Genomic DNA, 14,219 nt, shown 5'->3' with positions numbered 1-14,219 from the left:
TTGGAGTTCCATCATCAGGTGTATGAATCAAAATGATCTGGCGATAATACCATTAGTTTGGTTAATTGTGAGTATGAATTAACTCTCAAGTGTTGATTGCTTTAAGTCTGTGCAATCTATCACGAAAGTGAGGATTAAAGTCTTAATACAAGATTGACAACGCCGTCTTCTAATTGAATATCAATAGTAAATCCCAGTTTCTTCGCAAGTTGAATCATATTACGGTTTTCTGGCATGGTAATGGCGGTCAGTATCTGGATACCATGGCCTCTCGTATAATGGATCAATTTAGTCATGAGCTGATAGCCTAACGTAATGCCCTTTAAATCTGATCGAACTAATACAGCAAATTCTGCTTCGATATTATCGGGATCAGCCATCGCTCGGGCGACACCAATAATTTCTGGTGTAGTTGCTGCATGGCGAATTGCGACGAATGCCATTTCACGGTCATAATCAATTTGAGTCATATTGGCGAGATCATCATGGGTGAATTCGCTGATCTCACTGAAATAGCGGTAATAGAGATCTTCTTTTGTTACCTGACTAATAAATGTCTTCAACAGGGGTTCGTCTTCCGGCAGGATTGGGCGCAGCAGACATTCAAAATCTTTTTTAAGATAAATAGTTTCTTCCAACTCATTGGGATAAGGTCGGATCGCAAGTTTACTGTGAGGATCACCTGTTACTGGCGTTAATTCCATTGAGACATCCAATAAAGTGAATTCATTACCTGATGCCAGCAGTGGATGAATGTTCATACGAGAGATCTGTGGGCAGTCAATCAGAAGATTGGATACTCTGACCAATAATTGACTGAGTGCAGGAATATCCAGTGGTAGCAGCGAGCCACCGGATTTTATTTTGCCGCCTTTAATCGCTTGAATCACTAAAGAACGGGCCAGCGCCATATTCAGGGGAGGCAGGGCGACAGCAGTCTGCGTTTCATTAATCCAATCGATACCACCTTCTCCAAGCATGATTAAGGGGCCGAATATCTCATCTTGCTCAATAGCTACCCTAAGTTCTTGAGCACCCGCACGGTTAGCCATGCTCTGCACAAATAAGCCATGAATTCTGGCTTGGGGGAAGTTCTGTTTAACGCGGTCAATAATCGCTTGTGCTGAGGTTTTTACCTCATCAGAATTGCGCAGATAGAGCATTACTCCCTGAACTTCTGATTTATGGGAAATATCGGGAGAGCGTAGCTTCAATGCGACCGGATAGCCAATCTTTTCGGCGATATTGACTGCATCATCGCTGGTATATGCGATCCATGTCGGTAAGGTATTTAAGCCATAGGCTTCAAGAATAGGCTGTACTTCGTGGGTATCCAATAGCGTATTTCCGCTATCAAGGACTTGCTGGATACACTCATGGGCGTGTGCAGTATTTGATGTAATGCTGATTGGCATAGCGGGCGTTTCTTTGAGTTGCTTTTGGTTGCGCTGATATTCCACCATATGCATGAAAGCCGTGATAGCACCTTCTGGTGTACGGTAGGTTGGGATACCAGCTTCACTGAATAAACGCCTCGCTTCCAGAGAAGAATACTCTCCACACCAATTGGTAAAAATTGTTAGCCACTTCCCGCGAGGATGTTCCTTAATAGTCTGAATGACTTTGATTGCAGTATTCATACTATGGGAGATGGCACAGGGTGAATGGATTAACAACAAAGCATCATAATCATAGCTATCCAGAAGGAGTTTAAGTGCGGCAATATATTGTTCGGATGAAGAATCATCACCGAGATCCAGAGGGTTACGCAGGATCAGGGTATCAGGGAGAATAGCAGACAATTGATTGCTAGTTTCGTCTCCTAACACTGCAAGTTTGCCGGTTCTCCTGAGTAGCTCATCCAGTGCCATTGCCGCAGGTGCTGAACCGTTACTGACGATCAATAGGCGTTCCCCGCGCAGTGGCCGCATAAAACTTAATGTTTCTACCGCAGAAAACATTTCATGTGTATCTTGTACCCTCAATAATCCAGCACGTTGAATCGCAGCGTCATAAGCTGCATCGAAATTCTGTTGTTCTCCCAATAATTCCTGAGCTTTGCGGGTGCGGCTGCTTTTTACAACCAGAATGGGTTTATTGCGCGAAGCGCTACGTGAGGCTGACAGAAAACGACGGGCATCACTGATATGTTCGAGGTGTAGCAGAATCGCACTGGTTTTGCTGTCTCGCGCCAGAAAATCGAGGAGATCGTCAATATCGATATCAACACTGTCTCCTAATGCAATGAAATAGGAAAAACCAATATTACGGTGGTTGGCCCAATCCAGAATGGTATTGGATATTGCTGCTGACTGTGAGATGAAAGCCAGTTTGCCCTTGAGGATAGGAATAGGGGAAAAACTGGCATTCAGCCCGATCCATGGAGCCAGAATACCGAGGCTGTTAGGTCCCAGCATGCGGATGTGATGTTTTTGGCTGAACTGTTTCAGTTCGGCAAACTGTGAAGGCGGTGAGGAGAGAATAATAACCGTTTTGCATCCTCGTTGCGCCAATTGTTCCAGCAAAGATAGGTTACGGCTGTGATGAGTGCATATCACGGCTAAATCCGGCGTCAGTGGTAATTTATCAATAGAGGGATAAGCCAGTACTCCTAGAATAGCTGTTTTATTTGGTGTTACAGGAAGAATTGGGCCAGTAAAATGCCCCATTAGCAGATTTCGCATCAACATGGAGCTAGCTTTCTCTGGTTTTTCAGAAGCACCAATCACTGCAATGGATTTTGGGTGTAATAATGCTTCCAGTCCGCGCTGACTCATTTCTGGGGTTCCTCATTAGTTATCACATCAATAAACAATCACCCTTGATTAAACAATTACTATGAATAATTTTAGCCACCATCAGACACTTTAGCGGGGATTGTCAAGAATTACTGTGATTGACTCCTCTTGACGATGAGGTTTCCCTGCCAGATATTGTTCACGAAAATGATTGAAATGGCGGAGTAGTGTTTGTGATGCGTCAAGGTCATTAGCCAGCTCAAGTGCAGCGGCTGCAACTTCGGCAGTACAATGCTGTTCTTTTCTGGATGGTATCCGCAGTAAATAATCCATTTTGGCGCAATTATTGATAGATAATAGGGGGATACCGTCCAAATATGGGCTTTTTCGAAACATTTTCCTTGCTTCTGGCCAAGTGCCATCCAATATAATGAATAGCGGCGCTTTCTGGTTATCAGGGAGTTGCTGATATACAGTACGGGGAGGTGTGGCATAACTCTCAGGGAAGATCAAATAGGGCTGTCGAGTTGGGTCGCGCAGCACTTCAAGCATCCGTTGATCAGGCTCGGTTCTTGACCAGAGAAAAGCGTGTGTATCGGTCAGAATATCAGCAATCAACTTTCCCGTATTGCTGGGCTTCATTGGCTCAGTATCAAACATGATGAGACAGAAGCGGCTAGTCGCGGTTACTGGTGAAATTGTTTCACACAGGCAGCTTTTTTGGGGTAATAAACAATGCAGGCAACGCTGCACTCGGCAGCCCCTTGCCTGAAAGGGACGGGTAGAACGGGCTAGACGCTGTTGGCGAAGTTGATAAACGGTGTTGTTATTTCTCATTTTGAACTCAAACATGTTTGTGAATAAAGCGGATAAAAAATTAGCGGGTATTTTAATGGATTGTCGTTGCCAGAGGTAGCTTCGGGCGCGCACATCGGGTAATCTGCGCGCCATAACGCAGTTGGAGAAATAAATGAACGATTCCTATAGTGGTAAAAATGGCAAAGTCAAAGTGATGTATGTCCGCAGTGAGGACAACAATGACCGCCGCAGCAATAATGACAGCCGTAGTAACAATAAACGCCCGTCGTCTGGTAAAGGACGAGATCAGGGGCGCCGTCGTGATAATGAACGTCCAGCGTATTCAGATGATCGTTCTCCTTGGAAAACCGTCTCCCGACCGGTGGAAGAATCCCTGACGCCTGACCATGGCGGTATCAGTGGTAAAAGCCAGATTGATCCTGAACAGCTTCGCCGTCAGCGGCTGGAAGAGACTCGGATCTATGGTGAAAATGCCTGCCAGGCGATGTTCAAGAACCGTCCAGAAGCCATTGTCCGAGCCTGGTTTGTCCAATCAGTGACACCTCGTTTTCGTGATGCTTTGAAATGGATGGCGGCAAATCGCAAGGCTTACCACGTGGTTGATGACGAAGAGCTGGTCAAAGCATCAGGCACTGAGCATCATGGTGGCGTATGCTTCCTGATTAAAAAGCGTAATGGGCTAGATGTAGAAACTTATTTGCAGCAAGCACCAGCAAAAGACTGTGTTCTGGCATTGGAAAATGTGGGCAATCCGCACAACCTTGGAGCCATTATGCGCAGTTGCGCTCATTTTGGCGTGCAGGGCGTGATATTACAGGATGTGGCGATGCTGGAATCGGGTGCGGCAGTTCGTACTGCTGAAGGTGGGGCTGAACACATCAAAGGCATTGATGCTGATGGTTTCACAACGACGTTGAACCAATTCCGCTGTGCAGGTTATACCATTGTGACCACCTCAAGCCATAAGGGAAGCACAACGCTGGCCAAAGCGGATCTTCCTGAAAAAATGGTTTTGGTATTGGGTCAGGAGAGTGATGGTCTGAGTGACAGTATCTGGGAAGATGGTGATATCCGACTCTCAATTGGTGGCACGGGTCGAATAGAAAGCCTGAACGTTTCTGTCGCAACAGGTATTATGCTGGCGGAATGGTGGCGCCAGAATAAAGCCTGATACAGAGATTAAAGTACCTTAATAAGGCTCTGGTTATTTAACCAGGGCCTTTATTTTACCACTAATTAATTAAAATTATTTATATTAAAAATTTTATGAGATATTTTACCAATGTAATTAAATATAAAATTTATAATATCGTTCTTTAATTATAAAGATATTGCGTTTTATAACTGCAAAATTTTAAACAGTATATCTAAAAACCATTCTATTCGCATGGTTAATTCGGTCGTTACTTATCTTGTGCCCCATTCTTTAGTAAAATTTCATTTAAAGTCTTTACATTTTATGGTTGTTAATAGTAATGATTTTAATTATCATTCATGCAAGAAAAAATAGAAAGATCGTAATTTTAGTGAGCCAGAATTAATCCCCCAGAGCTGGATAGCAATATCCAAAGTTTATATATAGGTGTATCTACCCTGTCAGTCATGTTTATGCATGGAAACGGGATGATGCTGGATATGAATGAAGGGTTTTATTAAATGAGTCCGTTGTACACTAAATTGAGTCCTCAAACCTCGCATTTAACTAGAGAAAACTGGTTACATGCCAACAGGCATCTTGTAGCAAAAATATTGCGTGAACTTTTGCATGAGAAATTAATCTTTCCGGTAAATCAGAGTACGGATAAATCTTACTCGATTGAAATTGATAAATTTCAATACCATTTTAAGGCACAATCCTACCAACTTGACCATCTAGATATTGATGCTGCGTCAATAACGAAATTCAGTCATAACCAGCCAGAGCCTCTTGATGCTATTCAACTGATTATTGAGTTGCATCCACTGTTGGATATTTCTGAGAAGATGCTGCCTATTTATCTTGATGAAATATCCAGTACGCTTTATGGCTGCGCTTTTAAATATCAAAATAATCGGTTGACCGCACAGGACTTGACTCAAGCTGATTATCAGGCTGTAGAAACTGCGATGACCGAAGGGCACCCTGTCTTTATTGCTAATAACGGTCGTATTGGTTTTGATGCTGATGATTACTTAGATTATGCACCAGAAAGCGCAAATCCAGTGACATTAATTTGGATTGCCGTACATCGGAATAAAACCGTTTTTTCTGCATTATCTTCGCTCTCTTATTCACAGCTGGTGGCAGAAGAACTGGAAAAATATTTGCCAGCCCGCTTTGAACAACACATGCAGACATTGGGATTAAATCTGTCAGATTATTACCTGATGCCTGTGCATCCTTGGCAATGGCTGCACCGTATTGCCATCAGTTTTGCGGCAGATATTGCCAACCAAGAAATTGTTTATCTTGGTGAAGGCCATGATCGCTATCTTGCCCAGCAATCAATTCGCACATTTTTCAATATCAGCCAGCCCAAGAAAAATTATGTGAAAACGGCACTGTCAGTCCTTAATATGGGGTTTATGCGTGGCTTGGACCCACATAGCATGGTGACGACACCGCAAGTTAATGAATGGCTCAATCATTTAGTAGAATCCGATATTTTCTTTCAGGAAAAAGGGTTCACCATATTGCGGGAACGTGCAGCAATAGGCTATTTCAATCATTACTTTGAAGCAGCAATTAAAAAAGATAATCCGCATAAAAAAATGTTGTCAGCGTTGTGGCGTGAAAGCCCAATGACGATCCTGAAAGAGACTCAACGTCTGATGACTATGGCTTCATTGTTACATGTCGATAGAGAAGGTGATGCGGTCGTTGCTGCCTTGGTTAAGGATTCGGGTTTATCGGCGGAAAAGTGGGTAACGCGTTATCTTGATGCCTATTTTTCTCCACTGCTACATTCTTTCTTCACTTATGATCTGGTTTTTATGCCACATGGCGAAAATCTGATGCTGGTATTGGAAAATAATGTGCCGGTAAAAATGTTAATGAAAGATATTGGTGAAGAAATTGCAATTTTGAATGGGGATATCCAACTCCCTGAAGAGATTGATTTCCTGCATGTGACCATCAAGGATGAAATGAAAATTAATTATATCTTCCTTGATATCTTTGACTGCTTCTTCCGCTATCTGACCCCTCTGTTACAAAAACATCTTGCATTACCAGAAGCGCGTTTTTGGGAGTTAGTGGCTCAGTGTGTTTACAACTACCAGTCACAACATCTGAACCAGATAGAAAAATTCCGCAAATTTGATCTGTTTAAGCATGATTTTGTGCGTACTTGCTTGAATCGTCTGCAAATGGCGAACAACCAACAGATGATTGATCTCGATGATCGTGAAAAAAACCTGAAATTTGCCGGAACCTTAGTTAACCCACTTCACGCCCTACGCGAAAAATACGCTGTCACTGTTGAGACAGATAACTGATGGGAACGTCAAAGTAAATATAATAACAAATCAATTTGGTAATGGGATAAGTAGAGTGATAAATCCAATTTTGCAACCGAATCATTTAACCAAGAAAAAAGTGCTTTCTCTCATGATCCCGCTGATTTTAGCGGGGAATAGCACGGCTATGGCAGAAGAAGCACAGAGCAAAAACGATAAAATTATCGTAACGGCAGGTGCACCAAGGCATGAAGGTGTAACGGAAGACACTGGAATGTACAACACATCTTCAATGGTGACAGCGACAGGTTTGAATATGTCTGCGCGTGAAACACCACAAAGTGTTAGCGTAATGACCAAACAGCGGATGGTAGATGAAAATCTGAACAGCGTTGAGAGCGCTATTGGTAGTATTACAGGTATGACTGTCCGTCAGGCTGACAGTGATCGTTTTACTTTCACTTCAAGAGGCATGACGATCAAAAACATGCTACGTGATGGTGTGCCAACTTTTTATGATATCCGTTTTAATTATGGTGATAACCTGATGGATACCACCATTTTTGATCGCCTTGAAGTGGTGCGTGGAGCGGCTGGTTTAATGGTGGGGCCAGGCACACCTTCAGCAGCGGTTAACGTGATCCGTAAACGTCCAACCCAAAATTTCCGGGGTGAAATAACGCTGGGCGGTGGTTCATGGGATAAATGGCGGACTGGTCTTGATCTGTCTGGCCCACTAAATGAAGACGGGACAGTCAGAGGGCGTTTTGTCACCGCTTATCAACGTTCCAATTCTTTTATTGATCGTGATAAACATGAGAAGTATCCCTTCTATGGCATTCTTGAAGCGGATCTGACAGAAAATACTTTGCTGACCGTCGGTGCGGATTACCAGATCAACCATACCCGTGGCGGCATGTTTGGTGGTTTGCCTATTTATTTTAAAGATGGCAGTAAAACCGATTACAAACGCAGTAACAGTTATGCGCCTGATTGGGCGTTTTCTAAAGTCCGCTCATTCTCTACCTTTACCAGTCTGCAACACCAATTTGATAACGGCTGGAGTGCGAAAGGAACCTTTACTTATGATCACGGTACTCTTGACCAAAAAGTATTGTGGGCAACGGGTTTTCCTGATCGGGCGACGAATGAGGGAATGTATCCGGGCAACATGACATTGATTGATGGAACTCGTCGCCAGCGTAATTTCGACTTGCAGGTAAACGGTGACTATAGATTGCTTGGGCGTACCCATCACGCCAGCTTTGGTCTGAATTATCAGAAACAGAATTTCCAGAATGATTATTACTGGGCTGCCTGTATGCCACGTAATTGTTCAACTTCTCCAATAGGTGATTTTACTAATTCGTCATGGGGTTATGCTGAGCCAACATGGAACAAAACTAGAAACAATGGCTCTGATGGCTATAACGAACAAACTGCGGGCTATGCCGTCACTCAAATCTCACTGGCTGATCCTGTAACATTGATTCTTGGTGGGCGAGTCACCAGTTGGAAAACTCGTGGCGATAATTTTAGTATGCCACAAAATGCCAGCTACAGTGATGAATTTGTACCGTATGGTGGGTTGGTTTATAACATTACGCCAGACTTCTCCGTTTATGGTAGTTATACCAAAATCTTTGATCCAGAAAGTCGAATTAACCGTAATGGCCGACTCCTTAAGCCAGTCACAGGTGAAAACTATGAACTGGGTTTGAAGGGGGTTGCTCTGGACAACGGTCTTGATTACTCATTGGCAATTTTTGATATCCGTCAGGATAATTTTACGGAATTGGATAGTACTGCTCCACGACGTCCAGATAACATCAGAACTTATTATGTGATCAATGGGGTAAAAACCCGGGGTTTCGAAGCTGAAGTTAGTGGTCAAATTACCGATGATTGGCGGGTTTATGCGGGTTACACCCAATTCCGAGCGACTGATCCAAAGGGTAAACGTATCAATACGGATAACCCAAGTCGATTATTCAAACTGTTCACAACTTATACTTTGCCGGGTGCCATGAGCGATTTAACGCTTGGTGGTGGTGTCAACTGGCAGGACAAAACATGGTTGGAGCTTGATACACCTACTGGTAAACGCCAAGATGAGCAAGGCAGCTTTGCCACGGTTAACCTGATGGGACGTTATCAATTTACACCGGATCTCTCCCTGAGCGTGAACTTGAAGAACCTTTTTGACAAGAAATACTACACCTCGTTCGGTGGTTATACCCAGTACTACTACGGCGCACCACGTAATGTTGAAGCAACATTGAGTTATAAATTTTAAGAAAATCACGGACGGCGACGATGTATTTTTATTCATCTGAACAACAACGGGCTGTAAAGGGTTACTGGTAATGGTATTAACACGTTGCAAAATGCTGGTCGCCGTACCGTTGATATTGCTGGTAAGTTTGCTGGTAGGCTGTGATAAGCCGACGGCCTCAAAGAATTTACCGACGGATGCCGTTGGCTACCCTAAAACGATTACCACCGCGCTGGGAACGGCGGTAATAAACCAATCGCCGCAAAGGATTGTGGCGTTGGGAACGGGCAGCGAAGATATCTTGCTGGATTTGGGAATCATTCCGATTGGGATTGAATCTCATCGCTGGGGCGGGGACGCTGAAGGCTATTTGCCATGGTTTAGGGATGAGATAGAACGGCGTGGCGAAAAACTGCCAGCCATTATCGAGATGTACCCTGAACTGGATATCGAAAAAATTATCAGTCTGAAGCCTGATTTAATTTTGGCAACGCAATCAGGCATCACGCAGGAACAGTACGATCATCTGTCCTATTTTGTCCCTGTGATTACTTATCCGGAAAAACCGTGGCAGACGACACCACAGCGGCAGATAGCGCTGGTAGCTCATGCATTGGATAAAATACAACTGGGAGAAAAACTCAGTGCCGAACTGGATACCATGCTGTCGCAGGCAGGCAGTACGGTTCCCAATATAGAGCGTTATCGTTTTGCCTATATTAAGGCGGGAATGACAGGGAGCATTTTGTCGATCTATGTCAAAAATGATCCACGAGTTGATACGATGGTACATCTTGGCCTGTCTTTGCTCCCATTGGCTGACACCTTAACTGCACCTTTTGGTAGTTTTTCAGTCGATATCGGTTTGGAAAATGCCGACTTGCTCAATGGTGCGGATATTCTGGTGACTTGGTATTCCAGCGAAAAAGAGCGTCAGGATACGGAATCACAGCCTCTGTTTAGCTCTATCCGTGCTGTTCGCCAAGGGGGATATATTCCGTTGACCGATCAATCAATTGTCGTGTCCATGTCCTATGGCTCACCACTCAGTCTGCGTTGGGGGTTGCCAAGGTTTATGCCGTTGCTGAAGCAGGAGATAGCAAAACATAATGAACGCTAAACGGCGAACTGCCCTCATATTGGGTTTGGTATTAATGGCATTGCTAACCTGTCTTTGCATTGCTGCCAGCTTGAGTTTGGGTTCAAAATCATTGCCGCTGTCAGCGATCTGGCAGCATTATTGGTTGGGAGATCAAGGCAGTTATTACGATTTGGTCATTAATGCCCGTGAACCTCGCACACTGATTGGTTTAATGGCGGGAGCGGCACTGGCGCTTGCGGGAACAGTAACCCAAGGGCTGCTACGCAATCCGCTGGGTGATCCCGGTCTGCTCGGTATCAATGCAGGTGCGGCAACTGCCGTAGTCTGCTTCTCTTTTATTCCTGCTCTGGACATACTGCCGCGTTTTTGGACCGCTTTTATTGGCGCAAGTCTGTCAACATTGTTGTTCTATTTGTTGAGTGGAGGGCCTCGCAATACAAACCCTGTACGTTTGGTTTTGACGGGAGCGTCTATCAATATCTGCCTGTTTGCGTTGGTGCAAGGTATCGTTCTGATAAATGCACAGGCCATGGACAACTATCGTTTCTGGACAATTGGTTCTTTAAGTGCAATGTCGTTGAACGAAGCCAGTTTGTTGATCCCTTATTTGCTGGTGGCTGTGGTCGTGACACTTTCGCTCAGTGCTTCTCTGAATGTGATGGTCTTTGGTGAAGGGATTGCCAGTTCCCTGGGGGCGAATGTTGCCCGTACCCGCATATTATCGCTGGTGATGGTTACCATGCTGGCAGCCACAGCGACGGCAATGGCCGGCCCCATCGCATTTATTGGTCTGGCCGCACCGCACTTAATGCGTGCACTGGTAGGCAGTGATTTTCGTTGGTTGTTACCTTACTGCCTGTTCGCTGGCCCCTGTCTGCTGCTTATTTCAGATGTCGTGGCCCGGTTGCTGATTGCACCACAAGAGATCATGGTGGGTATTATTACGGCTGGCATGGGTGCTCCGTTGCTTTATCTGGTCGCTAAACATCGTTCACAGAAAATAATGGCAGAGTAGAGCATGGCGCAGATAAATTTCACGGCAGGGCAGCCAAAAATCAAAACCTTCACGTTGGGCAATGCCGTTTTTATTGCACCTTCATTGCATACGAGTAGAGTGATTCTGTCGATATTGCTGCTGCTTGTGGCGCTCTTTTATCTGGCTTTGTCGTTAGGCCGAGAAGGCATGGATAATCCTTTTCTGGCGATGGAAACGCCTTATCAGGAATTTATCCTGTTGCAGATCCGCTTACCCAGAGCGCTGGTGGCAATAGGTGCAGGCATGACGCTGGCACTGTCCGGCTCCCTTTTTCAGTTGACGACCCGCAATGCACTTGGTAGCCCGGATATCATTGGCATTAATGCAGGAGCGGCTGTCGGTATCATGGTTGTATTGCTTTTCTGGCCAAGTATATTGCCGGTTCCTTTGGGAGCGTTATTGGGTGCCTGCCTTGCTGTATTGCTGGTTTATATCGGCAATGGTTCAGGTGTTGGCAACATGCAGGCTAACAAAATAGTGATTTCGGGGATTGCCGTTGCCGCATTTTTCATGGCATTTGTCGATTTTGCTATCTCGAATATTCGTATTGAGCAGGCTCAGCAGATCAGCTCGCTATTGAGAGGCAGCCTTGCCAGCCGACGCTGGCAGGATGTCGGGCTTATCAGTGGCATGGTGATTTTTATTCCCTTTTTGTGTTGGCTGGGTAGGCAATTGAACTATACCCATTTTGGTGATGATATTGCTAATACCCTTGGTGTACCTGTCCGTTTCATCCGGATTGTCAGCATATTGCTGGCCGTAACCTTTGCCACAATGTCGGTATTAGTCGTAGGGCCTGTCGCTTTCATTGCGCTATCTGCACCACAAATTGCCCGACGGTTGGTACGGGCGAAAGGAGCCGCATTGTTTTGCTCTGCTCTGGTGGGGGCTTTGTTGATGCTGGCTTCTGATTTAATTACCCTGATATTACCAACGGTAGCTCGCTTGCCTGTAGGAGTGATTACTGCGGTGGTTGGTGGTATCTATTTGATGTATTTACTGTATGCCGAATTAAGGAGAACGCGATAATGTCATCGGATGCTAATTCCCCAGTGGTTACTTCACGGCTGAAAGCCCATGATCTTTCACTGGCATACGGTAAAAGAACCATTATTGAGGGGGTGAATCTCGCGATTCACGATAGTGAATTCAGTGTCATTATTGGCTCTAACGGATGTGGAAAATCAACACTGTTGCGCGCTATCAGCCGAAATATGCAGCCACAGCGAGGTGAAGTTCAGCTTGATGGAATCAATATCCATCGTTATAAGCCAAAGGCGGTGGCGCGCGAGCTATCACTGCTGACGCAGGGCGCTACCGTGACGGAAGCAATGACAATCTATGATTTAGTTTCCCGTGGGCGTTATGCCTATCAATCTTTCCTGCGGCAATGGTCAGCAGAAGATGAGCGCGTGGTTAATGAAGCATTGCAGGCGGTGGATTTAGATGAGATGTCGCAGAAATTGGTCAGTGAACTTTCAGGCGGTCAGCGCCAGCGCGCTTGGTTTGCTATGACATTGGCACAGCAAACTCCGATCATTCTGTTGGATGAGCCGACCACTTATCTGGACATTACGCACCAAATTGAGTTACTCGATTTATGTCAGCGTCTGCACAGACAAGGGAAAACGCTGGTGTTGGTATTGCATGATATCAATTTGGCACTGCGTTATGCGTCACGTTTGATCATGATGAAAAATGGTCAGATTTATGCCGAAGGTGTACCTGAAGATATTGTCACTGAACAAAGTATTGCCGATGTTTTTGGTTTAGAGTGCAGAATTATCCGGGATCCTGAATCCCACAAACCATTGATCATTCCTAAATACAAAATGAATAAATAACCAACAATGCTATTTTTATATAGCGCGTGTTTGGGTTAGGATGAAAATATATAATAGGGGAATTTTTAATGATAAACAAAAATAATGACATCTCTAGTGAATGGGCATCTAAAATAGAGATTGAAGATATTATTAGACTATTTGATAGCGCATTCAGTCACTTTAATTCATCAATGAAAGTGAATGCGGAGAATATTCCTTCAGATAGTATGGAATTTTATCAATGGTCGAGCGAAAAAGAATTCTCATTATTGATGAAACGCTATCAAGATGCATATTATGGTAATAATGAACAGAAACCAAATCAGAAAGGGCTTTATTCTCTATGGGCACAATGGTATTTTGGTTTAACTATTCCTCCTATGATGCTAATGTTGCTGGAATATCCCCAACCTATAGATACAGATTATCATCTTTTTCAGATTGAATTTCATGAAAGTGGCAGGCCAGATATTGTGTATTATCAATTAACGTGGTTGAACGAATCTTTATCTCTATTGGAACGTTATCATTCTTTGCTTGATCGTCATATTATTCCTGTGTGTGAGAAAATCGAATCTTATCGGGGAATAAATGGGCGCTTATTATGGAACAATATTGGTTATGTGATTCACTGGTACTTGGATAATTTCAAGGGAAGAATGAGCACTGAACAATATGAATCGTTGATACAAAATCTTTTCTTCGAACAGGCACTACCAGATGGTAGGGATAATCCGCTTTATCGTACTATGATCTTGAAAAATAATATCATACAGCGTCGCAGTTGCTGCCAAAGAAACAAATTGCCGGGTGTGGGGAATTGTCACGATTGCCCTCTTGAATCTACAGCATAAATAGAATCAGCTAAATTCATTTTTTATAAAAGTAAAAAATTATCATTTATTGATAATTATGTATTTTATTAATTTTTATTGAATATAAATAATCAATAGCATTATTTTAAAAACACCATTGATGTTATTAT

Annotated in this window: 10 protein-coding genes; 8 read left to right on the top strand and 2 right to left on the bottom strand. The window is 44.0% G+C overall.

The features are described 5' to 3' along the window. Positions 1-134: 134 nt before the first annotated feature. Both XBJ1_RS13800 and XBJ1_RS13795 read right to left on the bottom strand, forming a co-directional pair. On the bottom strand, positions 135-2,777 hold the full coding sequence (locus XBJ1_RS13800) for a bifunctional acetate--CoA ligase family protein/GNAT family N-acetyltransferase (RefSeq protein WP_012989623.1): 2,643 nt from the start codon (positions 2,775-2,777) through the stop codon (positions 135-137). Between the two features lie 90 nt (positions 2,778-2,867). Next, positions 2,868-3,575 carry a tRNA-uridine aminocarboxypropyltransferase gene (locus XBJ1_RS13795; RefSeq protein ID WP_038199184.1) on the bottom strand — a complete coding sequence of 236 codons (708 nt, stop codon included), beginning with the start codon at positions 3,573-3,575 and terminating at the stop codon, positions 2,868-2,870. A 133-nt stretch (positions 3,576-3,708) separates the two neighbouring features. Between XBJ1_RS13795 and XBJ1_RS13790 the strand changes: the two genes are divergently transcribed. The 8 genes from XBJ1_RS13790 (at position 3,709) to fhuF (ending at position 14,088) form a co-directional block, all read left to right on the top strand. After that, complete coding sequence (locus tag XBJ1_RS13790; RefSeq protein ID WP_012989621.1) at positions 3,709-4,728, top strand: tRNA/rRNA methyltransferase; 1,020 nt, start codon at positions 3,709-3,711, stop codon at positions 4,726-4,728. Between the two features lie 485 nt (positions 4,729-5,213). Then, entirely contained in the window at positions 5,214-7,034 is a 1,821-nt protein-coding gene (locus tag XBJ1_RS13785; protein ID WP_012989619.1) for an IucA/IucC family protein, read from the top strand. Between the two features lie 112 nt (positions 7,035-7,146). Beyond that, positions 7,147-9,291 carry a TonB-dependent siderophore receptor gene (locus XBJ1_RS13780; RefSeq protein WP_012989618.1) on the top strand — a complete coding sequence of 715 codons (2,145 nt, stop codon included), beginning with the start codon at positions 7,147-7,149 and terminating at the stop codon, positions 9,289-9,291. Positions 9,292-9,361: 70 nt separating this feature from the next. Beyond that, positions 9,362-10,390, top strand: a complete 1,029-nt coding sequence (locus tag XBJ1_RS13775) for an iron-siderophore ABC transporter substrate-binding protein (RefSeq protein WP_012989617.1) — start codon at positions 9,362-9,364, stop codon at positions 10,388-10,390. Continuing rightward, a complete protein-coding gene (locus tag XBJ1_RS13770; RefSeq protein ID WP_012989616.1) occupies positions 10,380-11,387 on the top strand; it encodes a FecCD family ABC transporter permease in 1,008 nt (335 codons plus the stop codon). The genes XBJ1_RS13775 and XBJ1_RS13770 overlap by 11 nt, the downstream gene beginning before the upstream one ends. Before the next feature lie 3 nt (positions 11,388-11,390). Then, the gene (locus tag XBJ1_RS13765) at positions 11,391-12,437 is read left to right on the top strand and encodes a FecCD family ABC transporter permease (RefSeq protein ID WP_012989615.1); all 1,047 of its coding nucleotides are present in this window, start codon (positions 11,391-11,393) and stop codon (positions 12,435-12,437) included. Further along, positions 12,437-13,252 carry an ABC transporter ATP-binding protein gene (locus tag XBJ1_RS13760; protein ID WP_012989614.1) on the top strand — a complete coding sequence of 272 codons (816 nt, stop codon included), beginning with the start codon at positions 12,437-12,439 and terminating at the stop codon, positions 13,250-13,252. Before XBJ1_RS13765 ends, XBJ1_RS13760 begins: the two co-directional genes overlap by 1 nt. A gap of 68 nt (positions 13,253-13,320) precedes the next feature. After that, positions 13,321-14,088, top strand: a complete 768-nt coding sequence (gene fhuF, locus XBJ1_RS13755) for a siderophore-iron reductase FhuF (RefSeq protein ID WP_012989613.1) — start codon at positions 13,321-13,323, stop codon at positions 14,086-14,088. Positions 14,089-14,219: the final 131 nt, after the last annotated feature.

The organism is Xenorhabdus bovienii SS-2004 (assembly GCF_000027225.1).
Taxonomy (GTDB): Bacteria; Pseudomonadota; Gammaproteobacteria; order Enterobacterales; family Enterobacteriaceae; genus Xenorhabdus; species Xenorhabdus bovienii_C.
This window is presented reverse-complemented; position numbering and strand designations above follow the sequence as displayed.